Origin of the sequence: Streptomyces sp. B1I3 (assembly GCF_030816615.1) — a bacterium.
Lineage (GTDB): Bacteria > Actinomycetota > Actinomycetes > Streptomycetales > Streptomycetaceae > Streptomyces.
This window is the reverse complement of the sequence record NZ_JAUSYD010000001.1, coordinates 4142167-4161547: the sequence shown is the minus strand read 5'-3', so window position 1 is coordinate 4161547 and position 19381 is coordinate 4142167. Positions and strand designations below refer to the sequence as shown.

General features: G+C 71.8%; 15 protein-coding genes. 8 read left to right on the top strand and 7 right to left on the bottom strand.

Going from position 1 to position 19381, the window contains the following annotated elements; all coding sequences use genetic code 11:
- Positions 1–194 precede the first annotated feature (194 nt).
- On the top strand, positions 195–2321 hold the full coding sequence (locus QFZ58_RS19130; protein ID WP_307126119.1) for a SpoIIE family protein phosphatase: 2127 nt from the start codon (positions 195–197) through the stop codon (positions 2319–2321).
- 40 nt (positions 2322–2361) lie between these two features.
- Here QFZ58_RS19130 and QFZ58_RS19125 read toward each other — a convergent pair whose 3' ends face one another.
- From QFZ58_RS19125 to QFZ58_RS19115, 3 genes are all read right to left on the bottom strand, one after another.
- Entirely contained in the window at positions 2362–3417 is a 1056-nt protein-coding gene (locus QFZ58_RS19125) for an AI-2E family transporter (protein ID WP_307126118.1), read from the bottom strand.
- A gap of 87 nt (positions 3418–3504) precedes the next feature.
- Positions 3505–4461 (bottom strand): pirin family protein, encoded by a 957-nt coding sequence (locus QFZ58_RS19120; RefSeq protein WP_307126117.1) that lies wholly within the window; start codon positions 4459–4461, stop codon positions 3505–3507.
- A 161-nt stretch (positions 4462–4622) separates the two neighbouring features.
- On the bottom strand, positions 4623–5063 hold the full coding sequence (locus QFZ58_RS19115; RefSeq protein ID WP_307126116.1) for an SseB family protein: 441 nt from the start codon (positions 5061–5063) through the stop codon (positions 4623–4625).
- A gap of 164 nt (positions 5064–5227) precedes the next feature.
- On the opposite strand from QFZ58_RS19115, the gene QFZ58_RS19110 reads away from it, so the two are divergent.
- From QFZ58_RS19110 to QFZ58_RS19090, 5 genes are all read left to right on the top strand, one after another.
- Entirely contained in the window at positions 5228–7054 is a 1827-nt protein-coding gene (locus QFZ58_RS19110) for an acyl-CoA dehydrogenase (RefSeq protein WP_307126115.1), read from the top strand.
- A gap of 188 nt (positions 7055–7242) precedes the next feature.
- On the top strand, positions 7243–8541 hold the full coding sequence (locus QFZ58_RS19105) for a M18 family aminopeptidase (protein WP_307126114.1): 1299 nt from the start codon (positions 7243–7245) through the stop codon (positions 8539–8541).
- Between the two features lie 101 nt (positions 8542–8642).
- Entirely contained in the window at positions 8643–8864 is a 222-nt protein-coding gene (locus QFZ58_RS19100; RefSeq protein WP_307126113.1) for a DUF6458 family protein, read from the top strand.
- A gap of 131 nt (positions 8865–8995) precedes the next feature.
- Positions 8996–11881, top strand: a complete 2886-nt coding sequence (locus tag QFZ58_RS19095; protein ID WP_307126112.1) for a BTAD domain-containing putative transcriptional regulator — start codon at positions 8996–8998, stop codon at positions 11879–11881.
- Between the two features lie 146 nt (positions 11882–12027).
- Positions 12028–12729: a DUF4232 domain-containing protein gene (locus tag QFZ58_RS19090; protein ID WP_307126111.1), complete on the top strand. Its 702-nt coding sequence runs from the start codon at positions 12028–12030 to the stop codon at positions 12727–12729.
- Between the two features lie 146 nt (positions 12730–12875).
- Here the strand turns inward: QFZ58_RS19090 and QFZ58_RS19085 are convergent, their stop codons facing one another.
- Entirely contained in the window at positions 12876–14687 is a 1812-nt protein-coding gene (locus QFZ58_RS19085) for an NHL domain-containing thioredoxin family protein (protein ID WP_307126110.1), read from the bottom strand.
- 64 nt (positions 14688–14751) lie between these two features.
- Here QFZ58_RS19085 and QFZ58_RS19080 point away from each other — a divergent pair, with 64 nt between their 5' ends.
- The gene (locus tag QFZ58_RS19080; protein WP_307126109.1) at positions 14752–15246 is read left to right on the top strand and encodes an LURP-one-related/scramblase family protein; all 495 of its coding nucleotides are present in this window, start codon (positions 14752–14754) and stop codon (positions 15244–15246) included.
- A 105-nt stretch (positions 15247–15351) separates the two neighbouring features.
- On the opposite strand, the gene QFZ58_RS19075 is transcribed toward QFZ58_RS19080, so the two are convergent.
- Positions 15352–16143 carry a carbon-nitrogen family hydrolase gene (locus QFZ58_RS19075; protein WP_307126108.1) on the bottom strand — a complete coding sequence of 264 codons (792 nt, stop codon included), beginning with the start codon at positions 16141–16143 and terminating at the stop codon, positions 15352–15354.
- 199 nt (positions 16144–16342) lie between these two features.
- Between QFZ58_RS19075 and QFZ58_RS19070 the strand changes: the two genes are divergently transcribed.
- Positions 16343–17167, top strand: coding sequence for a maleylpyruvate isomerase family mycothiol-dependent enzyme (locus tag QFZ58_RS19070; RefSeq protein WP_307126107.1), 825 nt, complete (start codon positions 16343–16345; stop codon positions 17165–17167).
- 109 nt (positions 17168–17276) lie between these two features.
- On the opposite strand, the gene QFZ58_RS19065 is transcribed toward QFZ58_RS19070, so the two are convergent.
- Together QFZ58_RS19065 and QFZ58_RS19060 are read right to left on the bottom strand one after the other, a co-directional pair.
- Positions 17277–18584, bottom strand: a complete 1308-nt coding sequence (locus QFZ58_RS19065; RefSeq protein WP_307126106.1) for a nitrate/nitrite transporter — start codon at positions 18582–18584, stop codon at positions 17277–17279.
- Positions 18581–19270, bottom strand: coding sequence for a GntR family transcriptional regulator (locus QFZ58_RS19060; RefSeq protein ID WP_307126105.1), 690 nt, complete (start codon positions 19268–19270; stop codon positions 18581–18583). The genes QFZ58_RS19065 and QFZ58_RS19060 overlap by 4 nt, the downstream gene beginning before the upstream one ends.
- Between the last annotated feature and the right edge of the window lie 111 nt (positions 19271–19381).

Here is a 19381-nt window from a genome sequence, read left to right as displayed (position 1 = left end):
TCGTTCATCCAGTCTTCGCGGTTCGGGGCGGATTGACACCCCAGGCTACCGCCCGGGGACGCACCACTTCGTTGACATTGATGCCGCACGGTCCCGGGGCGTCCGCCGGACGGGGCCGTGGCGCACGCCCGGCCGCGCACCGGGCGGCTGTCCCTCGGTGGCGTCCGTGGAGAATATCTTCATAAAGTGGGGCAATGCGCACCGAGGAGATCCTGGCTGCGATCGGGACCGGTCTGTGGAGCTGGGACAGCTCGGCGGGCACCGTCTCGCTCGATGCCGAGGCGGCCCGGCTGCTCGGACTGCCCGCCGAGCCCACGGTCCGCCACGGTGCGCAGGTGCGCCCCCGCTTCCACCCGGCCGACTGGAACGAGGTCGACGGAGTGGTGAACTTCGCCATCGCCGAGGACACGGTGGCCGAGGCCAGACTGCGCGTCGTGGACGAACAGGGCAAGGTGCTGCGGACGGTACGGAGCAGGTCGAAGCCCGTGGGCGTCGGACCACCCTCCGCCCCCCACGAGTACGTGCTGATGGGCACCTTGGAGGAGGTCGCCGAGACCCCGGACGCCACCGCGGTCTACACCCCCCTCACGGGCGACTGGCGCCGCTCGCGCGAGGCCTTCCTGCTGGACGCGGGACGGGCGCTGGCCGAGGCGGCATCGACCGAGGAGGTGCTGCGGGTCGCCGGTTCGCTCTCCATGCCCGGGTTCTCCCCGGACGCGCTGGCCGTCTTCGGGATCTCGGGCGAACGCCTGACGGTGATCGGGCACTACGGGCAGAACGTGGGGGACGAGGAACCGTTCACCGACATGCCGCTGGACACCGACTATCCGGCCGCCGAGGCCGTACGGACGGGGCAGGCGATCTACCTCTCCTCCCCGGAGGAGTACCGCAGGCGCTTCCCCGTCACCTGGCCGCTCGCCAGGGCCTTCGAACGCCGCTCGTGGGCCTTCCTGCCCCTGATCGCCGCGGGCCGCACCATGGGCGCCTGGATGGCAGGGTTCCGGCACAGCGTGCCCTTCTCACCCGACGAGCGCTCCGTGCTGACGACGGTGGCCAAGATGCTGGCCCAGGCGCTGACCCGGGCCAGGGTCGCCGAGACCGAGCGCGAGCTGTCACTGGGGCTGCAGCGGGCGATGATGCCGTCCCTGGGGCCGGGCGTCCCGGGGCTGAGCGTCGCCGCGCGCTACATCCCGACCGGGGGCGGGCTCCAGGTCGGCGGCGACTGGTACGACATGATCCAGCTCCCCAACGGCCGTATCGCCCTCGTCATCGGTGACGTCCAGGGCCACGACGTGCGGGCCGCGGGGCTGATGGGCCAGCTCCGGATCGCCCTGCGGGCCTACGCCGCCGAGGGGCACCGCCCCGACGCGGTGCTCTCCCGGGCCTCACGCTTCCTGTCCGGGCTCAACGACGCGTACGAACCGGGGGACGGCGAGGACGAGCTCACGACGGCGCGTTTCGCCACCTGCCTGTACGCCGAGGCCGACCCGGACAGCGGCACCCTGGACATCGCCCGGGCGGGCCATCCGGACCCCGTGGTGGTCAGCGTCGACGGCACGGCGGTGATCCGGCAGACGGCGGGCGGCCTGCCCCTGGGCATCGAGAAGGACGCCGACTACCCGACGACCCGGGTCGTCCTGGAGTCCGGCGAGACGATCATGCTGTGCACGGACGGGCTGATCGAGACCGGCGGACACGACATGGCCACCGGCTGGACCAGGCTCCGGCCCATCCTGGAAGAAGCGACCGAGGATCTGGAGGAGCTCGCCGACGCACTGCTCCAGGCCGTGCACGGCCCGGGTTCCCACTACCTCACCGGTCCACTCGTGGACCGGCGCGAGGACGACATCGCCGTCCTGGTGCTGCGCCGCGAAGGTCCCCGGACGCGCAGGCCGCCCGGGCGCCGCTCGGCGATGACCATCGCCCAGGCGGAGCCCGAGCGGATCGCCGCGGCGAGACAGCAGCTGCGTGAGCTGCTGCACGACTGGTCCGACGGGGAGCAGGTCGACTCGGCGGTGCTGATGGTCTCCGAGATGGCCACGAACGTCCTCGTCCACACGGACGGGGACGCGCTGCTCGTCGCCGAGGTGAGCGGCGAGCGGGGTGAGCGGCGGCTGCGCGTCGAGGTGGCCGACTCCAGCGACGAGCTGCCCCACAAGCGGAGGCCCGGCGAGATGGCGTCCAGCGGCCGGGGGCTGATGCTGATGGAGATGCTCGCCGACGCGTGGGGGGTGGACCCGCAGGGCGAGGGGAAGTGCATCTGGTTCGAGCTGTACGAGTCGGCGGAACCGGCTGAACTCATTGCGGTCGGCGCCTCATGAGCCCTCGGCGCGAGGTCGTACGAGCCCGCGGCGCGGGGTCTCATGGGCCGTCGGCGGCCTCGCCTCCCCGGCGCAGTTCGCCGATGATCCCGAACGCCGCCGCACACAGGGGCACCGCGAGCAGCATGCCCAGCAGACCCGCCACACCCGCGCCCGCGGTCAGCGCGATCAGGATCATGGCGGGGTGCATGTGCACCGTGCGGCTCTGGATGACCGGCTGCAGCACATGGCCCTCCAGCACCTGGACCGCGAGCACCACTCCCAGTGCCCAGAGCGCGATCACGAACCCGCGGTCGGCGAGCGCGACCAGCACGGCGACGGTGCCGGAGACGAAGGCCCCGAGATAGGGGATGTAGGCGCCCACGAAGACCAGCGCCCCCAGCCCCACAGCGCCCGGGACCCGCAGGATGAGCAGCCCGGCCGTGATGCACACCGCGTCGATCAGGGCGATGACCGTGGTGCCGCGCATGAACCCCTCGACGGCCTCGAAGGCCCTGCGCCCCATCGCTTCCACCACGTCGCCGGTACCGCGCGGCGCGATGCTCCGGACGAGGTGAGCGGCGCGGTCGGCGTCGCGCAGGAAGAAGAAGGTCAGCAGCAGGGCCAGGACGGCGGTGGCGACGAGGGAGGCGACGAGGCTGATGCCGGTGAGCAGTCCGCCCGCGGCGCTCGCGCCGAACTTCCCGACCAGGGTCCTGGCGTTGTCCGCGAGGTCGTTCACGTCGGCGACGCCTGCGATGTCGAAGTGGTCGATGACCCATTGCGCGGCTTCCTTCAGCGAAGCCACGATCTGGTCCCCGGTGTCGACGAGCGCGGTGACGACGATGTAGCCGGCGCCTCCCACCACCGCGAGGAGCGCCGCGCAGGTGAGTCCGGCGGCCAGCGACCGGTTCACCCCGTGGGCGGTCAGCCGGCGGTGGACCGGGCCGAGCAGCGCCGTGGCGAGCAGTGCGAGGAGGACCGGGGTGACCGCGGTCTTGAGGGTGACGCAGAGCCAGACGGCCACCGCCGCGACCCCGGCCACCAGGAGCAGAACACCGCACCAGGCGGCCGTCCGCCGGGCGCTGTCGGGCAGGAGGCGCTTCCGGGTAGGCACCCTCCCACCCGAACACGCAGCGGGAGCGGTGTCCCGCCCGTACGGGCGTACGGGTGACGGCTCGTCACCCGTACGCCCGGCCTCCGGTCACATGCCGTGCACGGCGGGGACCGTGCCGAGGCGGCCGGCCTGGAAGTCCTCGAAGGCCTGCTGGAGCTCGGCCTGGGTGTTCATGACGAACGGCCCGTAGTGCGCCATCGGCTCACGGATCGGACGCCCGCCGAGCAGCACGACCTCCAGGTCCGGGGTGTTCGCGTCCTGCGTCTCGTCGGCGCGGACGGTCATCGCGGACCCGGCGCCGAAGACCGCCGTCTGTCCCTTACGGACGGGGCGGCGCTCCACGCCGACGCTGCCGCGCCCGGCGAGGACGTAGGCGAGGCCGTTGAAGTCCTCCCGCCACGGCAGGGTGACCTCGGCGCCCGGCCGGACGGTGGCGTGGATCATCGAGATCGGGGTGTGGGTGATGCCGGGCCCTTCGTGGCCGTCCAGCTCACCGGCGATGACACGCAGCAGCGCGCCGCCGTCCGGGGAGGCGAGGAGCTGCACCTGCCCACCCCGGATGTCCTGGTAGCGGGGGGCCATCATCTTGTCGGACCTGGGCAGGTTCACCCAGAGCTGGAGCCCGTGGAAGAGGCCGCCGGACATGACGAGGGCTTCCGGGGGCGTCTCGATGTGGAGGAGGCCCGAGCCGGCCGTCATCCACTGCGTGTCGCCGTTCTCGATCGCGCCGCCGCCACCGTTGCTGTCCTTGTGGATGAAGCTGCCGTCAATGATGTACGTGACGGTCTCGAAGCCGCGGTGCGGATGCCAGGGGGTTCCCTTCGGCTCTCCCGCCGCGTAGTCCACCTCCCCCATCTGGTCCATCATGATGAACGGGTCGAGGTGCCGGTAGTTGATCCCGGCGAACGCGCGCCGCACCGGGAACCCCTCGCCCTCGAAACCGGACGGCGCGGTCGTGACCGTCAGTACGGGACGGGCCACGGCGTCCGCCGGGGCGGAGACCTTGGGCAGGGTCAGCGGGTTGTCGACGGTCACTGCGGGCATGGGAGCCACCTCCGGAAGTCTTGCCACCAATTTAGTTGAACGATGAACATCTTGCAAGGTGGCTTCCATTCCCGGGCGCGCCGGACAGCGGTGGGGCCCGGACCGGGAGCGTCTCCCGGCCCGGGCCCCACCGCTGGTACGCGGCCCCGGAGTGGCGGCGTCTAGCCGTACATGCGGCGCATCGCGAAGTCGACCATCTGCTCCACCGCCTTGGCGTCGAACACCATGCGGTGGTCGCCCTCCATGTCCAGCACGAAGCCGTAGCCGGTCGGCAGCAGGTCGATCACCTCCGCACCGGTGATCACGAAGTACTTGGACTCCTTGCCCGCGTACCGCCGGAGCTCCTTGAGCGTGGTGAACATCGGGATCACCGGCTGCTGGGTGTTGTGGAGGGCCAGGAAACCCGGATTGTCACCGCGCGGGCAGTAGACCTTCGACGTCGCGAAGATCTGCTGGAAGTCCTCCGCGGACAGCGATCCGGTCGTGAAGGCCCGAACCGCGTCGGCCAGGGACGGCGGCGAGGGCTCGGGGTACAGCGGCTGCTCGCCGTAGCCGCCACCCATCTGCTGCTGCGCGCCCGGGTTCTGGTCGTAGCCATACATGCGGCAAAGAGTAATCGGACACATCTGTGCCTCGAGGGGTTGCGTCTTATTACTGACGGGTAGCATCATCGTGGGGGTGAGCTGACACACCCACGCCAGGCCGCCCGATCCTCACTCCTCCACGGGGCGCTGCGCGCCACTGCTATTGATTACGGAGCCTTCCCATGGGGCACTACAAGTCGAATCTCCGCGACATCGAGTTCAACCTCTTCGAGGTCCTCGGGCGCGACAAGCTGTACGGCACCGGCCCGTTCGCGGAGATGGACGTCGAGACCGCGAAGTCGATCCTCGACGAGGTCACCCGCCTCGCGGAGAACGACCTCGCCGACTCGTACGCCGACGCCGACCGCAACCCGCCGGTCTTCGACCCCGAGACCAACACCGCGCCGGTTCCGGACTCCTTCAAGAAGTCCTACCAGGCGTTCATGGACTCCGAGTACTGGCGCCTGGGCCTGCCGGAGGAGATCGGCGGCACCACCTCCCCCCGCTCCCTGATCTGGGGTTACGCGGAGCTGCTGCTCGGCTCGAACCCGGCCGTCTGGATGTACTCCTCCGGCCCGGCGTTCGCCGGCGTCCTCTTCGAAGAGGGCAACGACGCGCAGAAGAAGATCGCCGAGATCGCCGTCGAGAAGCAGTGGGGCTCGACGATGGTGCTGACCGAGCCGGACGCCGGTTCGGACGTCGGTGCCGGCCGCACGAAGGCCGTCGAGCAGGAGGACGGCTCCTGGCACATCGAGGGTGTGAAGCGGTTCATCACCTCGGGCGAGCACGACATGTCGGAGAACATCCTCCACTACGTGCTGGCACGCCCCGAGGGCGCCGGCCCGGGCACCAAGGGCCTCTCCCTCTTCCTGGTCCCGAAGTTCCACTTCGACTGGACCACCGGCGAGCTCGGTGAGCGCAACGGCGTGTACGCGACGAACGTCGAGCACAAGATGGGCCTCAAGGCGTCCAACACCTGCGAGATGACCTTCGGCGACCAGCACCCCGCCAAGGGCTGGCTGATCGGTGACAAGCACGACGGCATCCGCCAGATGTTCCGCATCATCGAGTTCGCCCGCATGATGGTCGGCACGAAGGCCATCGCCACCCTCTCGACGGGTTACCTCAACGCGCTGGAGTACGCCAAGGAGCGCGTCCAGGGCACCGACCTCTCGCAGTTCATGGACAAGACGGCCCCCAAGGTCACCATCACGCACCACCCCGACGTGCGCCGCTCCCTCATGACGCAGAAGGCGTACGCCGAGGGCATGCGCGCCCTCGTGCTCTACACCGCCTCCGTCCAGGACGCGATCCAGGCCACGGAGGCCGCGGGCGACGACGCCAAGGCCCTGCACGGCCTCAACGACCTGCTGCTCCCGATCGTGAAGGGCTACGGCTCCGAGAAGTCCTACGAGCAGCTCGCGCAGTCGCTCCAGACCTTCGGCGGCTCCGGGTACCTCCAGGAGTACCCGGTCGAGCAGTACATCCGCGACGCCAAGATCGACACCCTGTACGAGGGCACGACGGCGATCCAGGGCCAGGACTTCTTCTTCCGGAAGATCGTCCGCGACCAGGGCGCGGCCCTGAACACCCTCTCCGAGGAGATCAAGAAGTTCCTCGCGGGCGCCCAGGACCACGAGGAGCTGTCCGGCGCGCTGGACAACCTCGCCAAGGCCGCGGTGGACCTGGAGGCGATCGTCGGCACGATGATCACCGACCTCACCGCGACCGGCGAGGACGTCAAGAACATCTACAAGGTCGGCCTCAACACCACACGCCTGCTCATGGCCTCCGGTGACGTCGTCGTCGGTTACCTGCTGCTCAAGGGCGCGGCCGTGGCCGCCGAGAAGCTGCCCACCGCGTCCGCCAAGGACGTCGCCTTCTACCAGGGCAAGATCGCCGCGGCGAAGTTCTTCGCCGCGAACGTCCTGCCGGGCGTCTCGGCCGAGCGGGCGCTGGCCGAGTCCGTGGACAACTCGCTGATGGAGCTGGACGAGGCCGCGTTCTGACGCGGCCCCGGCACAGCCCGCGGTACCGGTGACGGCCCGCCCCCGACGCGGGGGCGGGCCTTCCCCGTGCTCGCGCACGACGTCCGGCGGCGGCCGGGCGGACCGGGCGACCGGGCCTCCCGGACGACGGGCGGGCCGGACCGGCATGCGGTGAATACTGCCGGGCCCCCCTCGTTACAGTGAAGAACATGAGCTCACGCCTCCGCTTCGACCGCGGGCACACCGACGACCTGATGGCCTTCCTGATGGCCGGGCCTTCCCCGTACCACGCCGTCGCCGCCGCGGCGGCGCGACTGGAGAAGGCCGGTTTCCGGCAGGTCGAGGAGACGGCGGCCTGGGACGCGTCAACGGGCGGGAAGTACGTCCTGCGCGGCGGCGCGATCGTCGCCTGGTACGTGCCGGAGGGCGCGGAGGCCCACACCCCGTTCCGGATCGCCGGAGCCCACACCGACTCCCCCAACCTGCGGGTCAAGCCGATGCCCGACACGGGCTCGTACGGCTGGCGGCAGATCGCCGTCGAGGTCTACGGCGGGACGCTCCTCAACACCTGGCTCGACCGGGACCTCGGCCTGGCCGGCCGGCTGTCGCTGCGGGACGGCACGCACCGGCTGGTCGACATAGACCGGCCGCTGCTGCGGGTGCCGCAGCTGGCCGTGCACCTGGACCGGTCCGCCAACGCCGAGGGACTCAAGCTCGACCGCCAGAAGCACATGCAGCCCATCTGGGGGCTCGGGGAGGTCGCGGAGGGTGACCTCATCCGGTTCGTCGCCGAGGAAGCGGGCGTCGACCCGGACGACGTCACCGGCTGGGACCTGATGCCGCACCCTGTCGAACCGCCGGCCTACCTGGGCCGGGACCGTGAGCTGCTCGCCGGACCGCGCATGGACAACCTGCTGTCCGTGCACGCCGCCACGGCGGCGCTGACCGCCGTGGCGGCACAGCCGGACGACGAGATCCCGTACATCCCCGTGCTGGCCGCCTTCGACCACGAGGAGAATGGCTCCCAGTCCGACACCGGCGCGGACGGCCCGCTGCTCGGCACCGTCCTGGAGCGCTCCGTGTTCGCCCGTGGCGGCTCCTACGAGGACCGCGCCCGCGCCTTCGCCGGTACCGTCTGCCTGTCCTCGGACACCGGCCACGCCATCCACCCCAACTACGGGGAGCGGCACGACCCGACGCACCACCCGGTGGTCAACGGCGGACCGATCCTCAAGGTCAACGTCAACATGCGGTACGCGACCGACGGCAGCGGCCGCGCCGTGTTCGCGGCCGCCTGCGAGAGGGCGGGCGTGCCGTGGCAGACGTTCGTCTCCAACAACTCGATGCCCTGCGGCACGACGATCGGCCCGATCACCGCCGCCCGGCACGGCATCCAGACCGTCGACGTCGGTGTCGCGATCCTCTCGATGCACAGCGCCCGCGAACTGTGCGGCGCGGACGACCCGTACCTGCTGGCCAACGCGATCGCGGCGTTCCTGGAGGGCTGACTCCTTTCGTCAACCCACCTCACGGACATGGTTGTTGCCGGGCCGGGTACGCGATCCGTACACCGGCCCGGAGTCACCGGGCCGTCGAGGAGGCGGAAATCATGGGACTCGGAGGATGCATTCTCCTGATCGGTGCCGGGGCGATACTCGCGTTCGCCACCGATTGGGAGATGGACACCGTCAACGTCGACCTGGTCGGCTGGATCATGATGCTCGTCGGACTCGTCGGGGTCTTCGTCTACGTGAGCATCGCGCGGCGCCGCCGCATGGTCGTGCCGCCCGCCACCACGGTCGTGGCCGAGGACGAGCGTCGTTACCAGTGATCCGTACCATCGGGCGACCGGTTCCCGCCGGTCCGGCGTGACGCCCCGCCGGACCGGCGGCGACCTGGATATTCTGGGGTCCGGCCCGGGCCCCCGCTCCGGGTGCGTCCCGCCCGGAAGGAAAGCCGCTCGTGGAGTTCCGGCTGCTCGGCACGGTCTCCGTCGAAGCACTGACCGGACCGCTGCCGCTCGGGCCCGCCAAGCGCCGCAGCCTGCTCGCCGCCCTGCTGCTGTCCGCCAACACCCCCGTGTCCGTCTCCCGGCTGACGGAGTGCCTGTGGGACGACGAACCCCCGCTGCACGCCCGTAGCGTCATCCAGGGGCACGTCTCCCGGCTCCGGGCCCTCCTGATCGGCGCCGACGCACCGGCGTACGGGGTGGAACTGGCCACGCTCGGGGACGCGTACGTCCTGCGCCTGCCGGAAACCCTCCTGGACTCCCAGCGGTTCGAGGAGCTCCTGATGCTGGCCCGGCAGCAGCGCAGCGCAGCCGACTGTGTCCGGATGCTCGACGACGCCCTGTCCCTGTGGCAGGGCCCCGCGCTCAGCGGAGCGTTCGCCGGACCGCCGCTCCGGGCCGCCGCGCACACGCTCGAGGAGTCGAGGCTGGCGACGGTGGAACACCTCGCGCAAGCCTGCGCGTCCTTGGGGGACCACCACCGCGCCGCGGCCGTGCTCCGGACGGAAGCGGTCGCCCATCCGATGCGCGAGTCCCTGGCCGCAGCCCTGATAGGAGCGCTCCACCGGGCAGGGCGCCGGTCGGAGGCGCTCGACTGGTTCCACCGCACGAGGCGGCTGCTCGCCGACGAACTGGGCGTCGACCCGGGACGCGAACTCGCCGACGCGTACGCGCTGATCCTGCGGGGGGACCCGGTGCCCGGTGGCATCCGGGAGCCCGGGCAGGCCCGGGAAGCGGCACAGGGACCGCAGCCCGCCGCTGTCCGGGAGACGGCGGTACTCCCCGGTCCCGCGGAGGGCGGCGGCACGGCGCCCACGATCCGCCCTGCCGAAGGCGCCGACGCGCCGTCCGGGCCCGCCGGTGCGGAGAGAGTCATCCCCTCCCCGCGCACCCGGCAGGCGGTGCGCACCGCCGAGGTGCCGCACCCCACCGACCTGCTGCCGCGCGCACCCCGCGGTTTCCAGGGACGCGCGGCCGAACTCGCGGCGCTGACCCGGGCAGCGGCGGGCGAGGCGCCCGTCTGCCTGGTCACCGGACCGGCCGGGGTGGGCAAGACGGCGCTCGCCCTGCACTGGGCCCACCACAACCCCGCGGCCTTCCCGGACGGGCGGCTCTTCGCCGACCTGCGCGGGTTCAGCGACACCGGTGAGGCCGCCCTCATCGACGTCCTGCGCGAGTTCCTGCCGGCACTCGGCGTCACACCGCGCCGCGTCCCTGAGTCCGTCCCCGCCGCCGCCGCGCTGTTCCGCTCCCTGACCGACCGGCGCAGGCTGCTCGTGATCCTCGACAACGCCCGCGACTCCGCCACCGTCCGCGCCCTGCTCCCGGGTGGCACCGACTGCGTCACCCTCGTCACCAGCCGCCATCGGCTGGAGGGCCTCATCGCCTCGGACGCGGCCCGGCCCGTCCCTCTCGACACCCTCGAACCCCACGACGGCACGGCGCTCCTGGCCGGGGTGCTCGGCGAGGAGAGGGTCTCCGCCGAACCGGTGGCGGCCCGCCGGCTCGCCGAGCTCTGCGGAGGCCTGCCCCTCGCCCTGCGCGTGACCGCGGCCCGGCTCGCCGGGCCCCCGCACCGGACCCTCGCCGGCCTGGCCGACGAACTAGCGGACGAACGCAGCCGTCTGACGTACCTCGAGGTGGACGACACCGGTGTGTCGGCCGCCCTGCGGCTGACCGTGCAGCAGCTGCCGCCGGACGCCGTGCACCAGCTGGCCCGGCTCGGGCACCATCCGGGCAGCCACTTCGACCCGTACACCTGCGCCGCGCTCGCGGGGACGGATCCCGTGCGGGCGGCGGCTGCGCTGGAACGGCTCGGTGCCGCCCATCTCGTGAGCGAGACGGTGCCCGGGCGCTGGGTACTGCACGACCTGGTACGCCTGTACGCCCGCGGTCTCGAACCGGCGTCCGGGCCCGAGACCCTGGTCCGGGTACTCGACCACTACATCGCCACCGCCCTCGCCGCCGCGGACACGGCCGAGCCGGGCGGCGAGCCCTGCTTCGTCCTGCCGGACGGCTACCACGGCCCCTCGGCCGTCCGGGACTTCCCCGACCGGGCGGCGGCGATGCGCTGGCTGGCCGCCGAGCGCGACGACCTGGCCCTGGCCGCCGTCGCCGCCCGCACCGCCGCACTCCACGACCGGGCCTGGCGGATCATCCTTCTGCAGTGGCCGCAGGTCGTGTGGCGGGTGCGGGACAACTGGGCCCCGCTGCTGGAACTGGCCCTGGACTCCGCCCGTGCGCAGAAGGACCCGTACGCCGAGTCGCGGGTGCTCAACCTCCTGGGCTGGGTGCTGACGGAAGAGGGCAGGACCGCCGAGGCCGTGACCCTGCTGGAGCGTTCGCCCGGTCTGGCCCGGCAGGCCGGTGACCGGCTGGGAGAGGCGACAGCGCTGATCAACCTGGCAGTCGTCCAGGCCGGTCAGGGCGATACCGCCGCTGCCCTGGCGGGCTGCGGGCTGGCCGTCCGGCTGGCCCGCGAGGAGCAGGACCGGCACACCGAGATGCTCGCCCTGCAGCACCTCGCCCGCATGCTGCTCACCGCGAACCGGCCCGAGGAGGCGCTGGAATGTGCCCGGACGGCGCTCGGTCTGGGGCCCGAGCACGAGGAGGCGGCCCGCCGGGCGCTGCTGCTGACCGTCGCCGGAGAGGCCCGCCTGGCGCTCGGCGAGACGGACGACGGGATCCGGCTGCTGGTCCGGGCGGCGGGCGAGGCGGAACGGGCGGGATACGACGAGGGCGCGGTACGGGCCCTGGAGGTCCTGCTGCGGGTGACGCCGGGGGCTGAGTACCGCGGACGGTACGAAGAGGCCCACCGGAGGCTCGCCGACGAGCGCTGACGATGACGGAGAGGTACGTCAGCGGAACGTCAGCGGGACAGCAGCGTTACGTGAGCGGTGGGGCCCAGACTCATGGATGTCAGCAGGTCGGCGGCCGATCACCTTGACCAGGTGATCACCGCACCGTCACTTCCGGGGGAATCTCCATGCGTACGTTCCGTAACCGCACCACCGTCCTCGCCGCCGCAGCCACCGCCGCGCTCGCACTGACCCTCACCGCCTGCGGTGACGACGGGACCGGCACCAGGTCCGCCGGCCCGGCGGACGTGTCGAGGCCGGCCACCTCGCCGGCACAGGACGCGCAGGACGCCGCGGAGACCGCTTCCGTGCAGGACACCGGCGCCGCGCGGACCGCAGGCGCGTCGAAGACGGCAGACGGCGCCACGGCCGTCGGCGCCGCAGAGGGCGCCGGCGGCTCCTCCTCGTCCCCCTCCGCATGCACCACCGGGGACCTCACGGTCAGCGCGGCGGCGCAGGACGGCCCGCCCTACACCCACATCGTGCTGACGGCGAAGAACACGTCCGGCCACAGCTGCCGGATGGAGGGCTTCCCCGAAATCCGCTTCCTGGAGAACGCCCGGGGCATCGCGCCGGCGGTCGCCAGGAGCAAGCCCGCCGCCCCCGTCGTGCTCACTGCGGGTGCCCCCGCCTACGCGCTGGTCAAGCTGTCGGACGGCGGCATGGACGAGGACGTGGAGACCGTGAAGGACTTCTCCGTCACCCTCCAGGGCAACGGCGGCATGGCCGTCGTGAAGGCCCCGGGCGCCGAGGGCATCGCCGTCGACCCGGCGAAGTGGGCGACGGGCTACTGGACGTACGAGCTGCGCAACGGCGCCGACGACTTCTAGTACCTCTCGCGCTCGTCGTGCCGGGAGCGCCGGCACCGGCACCGCTCCCTCATCGGCCTGATCCGGCCAGGGGCCTGGGCCGGGTCCGCGAAGTCCAGCCCGGCCACCGGGCGTACGGACGGGCTTCGCGGGCCCGGCCGAGCGGGTCAGCCCTGCTCGTCCATGCCGGCGAGCACCAGCGGGAGCCTGGACGTCCCTTCGGCGGTGACGCGCACGGGGACGCCCCAGTCCTGCTGGTGCACATGGCAGGCCGGGTACTCGTTCGCCGGGTCGTCGTCGCAGGAGGCCGCCATCGCCGACACGTGCAGGACGCCTTCGGTGACCCCGCCCGAAAGGATCAGGTCCCGGCCCAGGTCCGTCCCGGGGCCGGAGCCCTCGGCGAGCAGCTCCGGCGGGGTCGAGGAGACCAGCAGCCGGGTCGAGGGGCCGTACCGGGTGTCCAGCTTCTGCCCGGCGGGCGCCTGGAAGACGACGTCCAGCCGGAGGGTGCCGGGGGCGATGTCGGTGGCCGCCCGCCGGGTGCGGTGGGCCCGGTCCGCGACGCGCACCGCCTCCTCGGGGAGCCGCAGCCGGGTCAGCCGGTGCCGTGCGGACTCCACGACGACCAGGTCGCCGTCGACGAGTACGGCGTCGCTCGGCTCCCGCAGGTCCGTGGCCAGGGTGGTGACCTCGCCGGTTTCCGGGTCGTAGCGCCGCAGGGCGTGGTTGTACGTGTCGCTGACCGCGACCGAACCGTCGGGCAGGGCGGTGACGCCCAGCGGGTGCTGCAGGAGCGCCTGGCCGGCCGGTCCGTCACGGTGGCCGAAGTCGAAGAGGCCGGTGCCGACGGCGGTGTGGACGGCGCCCCGCAGGTCCACGTACCGCAGCGCGGAGGTCTCCGAGTCGGCGACCCACAGCCGGTCCCCGGACGCGGCCAGGCCGGAGGGCTGGGCGAACCAGGCCTCGGCGCCCGGTCCGTCGACCAGGCCCTCGTTGGTCGTTCCCGCGGCGACGCGCACGGTGCCCTGACCGGGGTCGTACGTCCACAGCTGGTGCACCCCGGCCATGGCGATCCACAGCCGGCCGTCGAACCAGGCGATGTCCCACGGCGAGGACAGGTCCACCTCCGTGGCCGGCCCTTCGGTGGCCGAGCCCTGCCACCACTGGCGGCCCGTACCGGCGAGGGTGGTCGTCACGCCCGTCGCGGGGTCCAGGGCCCTGATCGCGTGGTTCACCGTGTCCGCGACGGCGATCCGGCCGTCGGGCAGCACCGCGAGGCCCTGCGGTTCGCTGAACCTCGCCTCGCCCGGGCCCCCGTCGGCGAACCCGCGCTCACCGGAGCCGATGTGCCTGCGCACCGTCTCGCCGTCCGCCTCCAGCTCGACCAGGCGGTGCCGGGTGGTGTCGGACACCAGGAAGCCGCCACCGGGCAGCACGAGCGCCTTGCCGGGGAAGCGCAGATGGGTGGCGACCGGCTCCGGAGCGACGTACGGGCCGTCCCCTCGGCGCAGGGTGCCCTTCGCCGCGTGCTCGGTCTCCAGCTCCTCGACGAGCTTCTCGATGGCGTGCGCGTGCCCCTCGCCTGCGTGCTGCGCGACGACGTACCCCTCGGGGTCCACCACGACGAGCGTGGGCCAGGCCCGTACGGCGTACTGCTTCCAGGTGGCGAGCTCGGGGTCGTCGAGGACGGGGTGGTGCACCTCGTAGCGCTCGACGGCGTCGACCACGGCCTGGTGCTCGGCCTCGTGCACGAACTTCGGCGAATGGACACCGATGATCACCACGGTGTCGCGGTGCTTCTCCTCCAGCTCGCGCAGCTCGTCCAGGACGTGCAGACAGTTCACGCAGCAGAAGGTCCAGAAGTCCAGGATGACGATGCGTCCCCGCAGGTCGGCGAGGGTGTACGAGCGGTCGCCTGTATTGAGCCAGCCGCCCTTGCCGATCAGTTCGGGGGCGCGGACACGTGCACGTGCTGTCATGACACCAGTCAACATCACCGCGGCCTGCGCGCATTCCGGTAGGGCGTCGGGGAACCTGTGATCCATGAGACTTCTCGTGCGTGAGCGTCTGTTCGCCGTCGGAGACGACTACTGGATCGAGGACGCGGACGGGCGGAAGCTCTTCCTCGTCGACGGCAAGGCGATGCGGCTCCGCGACACCTTCGAGCTGAAGGACAGGGACGGCCGGGTGCTGGTGGAGTTCCATCAGAAGCTGGTCAGTCTGCGCGACACGATGGTGGTCGAACGCGGCGGAGAGGAACTCGCCCGGATCAGGCGGAAGCGGCTCTCGCTCCTGCGCAACCACTACCGGGTGACCTTGGTGGAAGGCACCGAGCTCGACGTCAGCGGCAAGATCCTGGATCGCGAGTTCGCCATCGAGTACGACGGCGAACTGCTCGCCCAGGTCTCACGGCGCCTGCTCACCGTCCGTGAGACGTACGGCATCGACATCGTCCGTGAGGACGCCGACGTGTCCCTGCTCATCGCGGTGGCGGTGTGCGTGATCGTCCTCGCCGACAAGGAACGCGACGAGGACTGAGCGGTCCGGCCGGCACCGGTTCGGGTTCCGCGTGGAACCAGGACTCCCGCCGATGGTGGCTCGGCGCGGGTTCCACGTACGACCCGGGCTCCCGCCGGCGGTGGCTCAGCGCGGCGGGGCGAGTCCGAGGCGGCGGTCCTTGAGGGCCGGGAACTGCTCACGCGTCGCGGCGGTCCTCGCCGGGTCGAACTCCACGGAGAGCACCTCCTCGTCCGGGCCCGCCTCCGCGAGCACCTCTCCCCAGGGGTCGACGACGAGGCTGTGCCCGGCCTGCTCGATCCCGGCGTGGGTGCCCGCCGACCCGACGGCCAGGACATACGCCTGGTTCTCGACGGCCCGCGCCTGAGCCAGCAGGGTCCAGTGCGAGCGACGGCGCTCCGGCCACCCGGCAGCGACCACGAGGGTCTCGGCCCCCGCGTCGACGAGCCCGCGGAACATCTCCGGGAAGCGCAGGTCGTAGCAGGTGGCCAGGCCGAGGGTGGTCTGCGGCAGGGCGACCGTGACGAGCTCCTCGCCCGCACCCATCATCACCGCCTCGCCCTTGTCGAATCCGAAGCGGTGGATCTTGCGGTAGGCGGCGGTCCGCTCGCCCTCGGGCGAGAAGACGAGCGAGGTGTTGTAGAGGGTGCCGTCCTCGGCACGCTCGACGAACGAACCCGCGTGCAGCCAGACCCCCGCCTCGGCGGCGGCCTGCGCCATGACGTCGTGCGTGGGGCCCCGCAGCGGTTCGGCCTCGTCGGCGAACGCGGTGTAGGCGAAGGCACCGACCGGCCACAGCTCCGGGAGGACCACCAGATCCGCACCCCGCTGGGCCACGACCAGCGAAGCCGCGCGCTCTCTACGGGAATTGACCGGCTCGTCCGGGTTTACTGCGATCTGGATGAGGGAGGCGTGCACACTACCACCGTCCTGGCATGGGGACCGTCAACACGGGCCTACGATCGTCACACGAAAGCACTGCCGGGGTGCCTGCTCGCAGCGTAACTTAGCGAGCGAACCTCCCACGCAGCCCGCAGACAGCGCCGTCAGTGCCGGCCAGCCCGCCGGCACTCCCTGCTCTCCAGCCCATGCACCGCAGAACCGCACGAGGGGTCCCGTGACCGTCCATCCCAGCCTCCAGACCTACGCCGACGCCTGGACCCACTCCATCGAGTCGATAGCCGAGCTGGTCAAGCCGCTCGTCGAGGGGGAGTGGAACCGCCGTACGCCCTGCCCCGGCTGGTCGGTGCGCGACATCGTCTCGCACATCATCGGCATGGAGTGCGAACAGCTCGGCGATCCCCGTCCGATCCACACGCTGCCGCGCGACCTCTACCACGTGCAGAACGACTACCAGCGCTACATGGAGATGCAGGTGGACGTCCGGCGCCACCACACGGCGCCGGAGATGACCTCGGAGCTGGAGTACACGCTCATCCGGCGCATGCGCCAGCTGCGCAACGAGTCGCGCGCCCCCGAGACCATGGTGCGGGCGCCCCTCGGCGCCGAGCAGACGCTGGAACTGGCGCTGCACATGCGCGCCTTCGACGTCTGGGTCCATGAGCAGGACCTGCGGACGACGCTGGGTCAGCCCGGGAACCTGGACTCCCCCGGCGCCCTCGTCGCCCGCGACACGCTGCTGGCCGGGCTGCCGAAGGTGGTCGCCAAGGACGCGGGCGCGCCGCACAACTCGGCCGTGGTCTTCGACGTCCACGGTCCCGTCGAGTTCCTGCGCACGGTCCGGGTCGACGGCGACGGCCGCGGTTCGGTCGACGGTGCGCCGTCGCTGGGCCCCGCCGCGACGCTGGCGATGGACTGGGAGACCTACTACCGGCTGGCGTGCGGCCGGGTCCGGCCGCACGCGGTGGAGGACCGGATCAAGATCGACGGCGACCAGGAGCTGGCCGCCGCGATCCTCCAGCACTTCGCCGTGACCCCGTAACGCCGGAGCGCTGTGGCGGGCACACCGCCTACGCCGCCGTGTGCGGTGGTGCCGGACCGGCTGCGCCCGTCCGGATGCGGACCGGGACGGGCGCACCGCCGGACGGGCGTCACGCGGGCACGTGCACGGCCTCCACCCGGCTGACGACGTGGTGGTCACGCTCCCTGCGCGTCGCGCCGGCGTGCAGCCGCAGGATCTGTGCGACGCCGATCGCCTCCAGGACGAAGACCGAGGCGAAGGCGATGCGGTAGTTGTCGCCGGTCGCGTCCAGCAGCACGCCGATCGCGAACAGCGTGGTCATCGAGGCGACGAACCCGCCCATGTTGACGATTCCCGACGCGGTGCCCTGGCGCTCCGGCGGATTGGCGGGCCGGCCGAAGTCGAAGCCGATCATCGACGCGGGCCCGCAGGAGCCGAGCACCACGCACAGGGTGACCAGCAGCCACATGGGCGCGTGCTCACCGGGGTAGAAGATCGCCGACGCCCAGAGCAGCGCGGTCAGCGCGACCGTGCCGAGGGCGAGTGGTGCGCGCGCCCCGTGGTGCCGGGCGATGACCTGTCCGTAGACGAGCCCCACCACCATGTTGGAGAGCACGACGAGGGTGAGCAGCTCACCGGCCGTCCCCCTGCTCAGCCCTTGTGCCTCCACCAGGAACGGCATGCCCCAGAGCAGCAGGAAGACCATGGCCGGGAACTGGGTGGTGAAGTGCACCCACATACCGAGCCGGGTGCCCGGCTCCCGCCAGGAGGCGGCGATCTGCCTGCGGACGAACGCGGCGCCGGCGTGCTCGGCGGGCGGCGGCTCGTGGCCCTCGGGGTGGTCCTTCAGGAAGAGCAGCAGCAGTACGAGCACGACCGCACCCGCGACCGCACTGCCCGCGAAGGTCGTGGTCCAGCCGAACCCGTGCAGCGCGCGGGCGATGACGAGGGTCGAGACCAGGTTGCCCGCCATGCCGAAGAGTGCGGCGACCTGACCGATCAGTGGTCCCCGCCGGGCCGGGAACCACCGGGCACCGAGCCGGAGCACGCTGATGAAGGTCATCGCGTCACCGCAGCCGAGCAACGCGCGGGAGGCGAGGGCCGTGCCGTACGAGGGGGAGAGCGCGAAGCCCAGCTGGCCCAGGGTGAAGAGCACCGCACCGATCGTGAGGACCTTCTTGGTGCCGAGCCGGTCGACCATGAGGCCGACGGGTATCTGCATGCCCGCGTAGACGAGGAGCTGGAGGATGGAGAACGTCGACAGGGCCGAGGCGTTCACGTCGAACCGGTCCGCCGCGTCGAGTCCGGCGACGCCCAGACTCGTGCGGAAGATGATGGCGACGAAGTAGACGGCGACGCCGATGCCCCAGATCCGGGCGGCCCGCCGGCCGCCGGGCGGATCGCCGGGCAGGGAGAGGGTGGGTGCGGAGGAACTCACCGGTCATCACCCCGGACCAGGACCTTGACCCGGCTGACGTGGCGCCGCACGACCTGCGCCGCACCGTCCGTGTCGCCGGCCCTGATGGCGTCCAGGAGCTCACCGTGCTCGGTGATGTTGGCGGCGATCCTGCCGGGGTGCGCCTCCATCACGGCGACGCCCATGCGCAGCTGACGGTCGCGGAGCTGGTCGTAGAGGCGGGAGAGGATCTCGTTGCCCGCGTTCTTCACGATCTCGGCGTGGAAGCAGCGGTCCTTGACCGAGACGGCCGCCAGGTCACCGGCCTCGGCCAGCTGCCGCTGCTCCTCCAGGAGTTGTTCCAGCCGGGCGATCAGCTGCGCGGAGGCGGGTACGGCCTTGCGGACGGCGAACTCCTCGACGAGCAACCGGGTCTCCACCACGTCGGCGATCTCCTGGGCGGAGACGGCCAGTACGAGGGCACCCTTCTTGGGGTAGAGCTTGATCAGCCCTTCGGCCTCGAGGCGCAGCAGCGCTTCCCGCACGGGCGTACGGGACACGCCGACCGCTTCGGCCAGATCCCCCTCGGTGAGGAGGGTGCCCCCCTCGTAGCGGCGGTCGAGGACCGCTTCCTTGATGTGGGCGTAGACGCGCTCGGCAGCCGGGGGCTGCTTGATGGAGGTCTTCACGGACTCGGCGGTGGCGGGGGCAGGGGGTGCGGCTGGCATGCGCACAGCATAGATACAACGTGCACCCATGGCGGAATCGTTCCGCGATACGGGACGCCGTACCCGATTCGAGCGGTATGCCCACCTGGGCGTTCACACTCCCTGTCCACG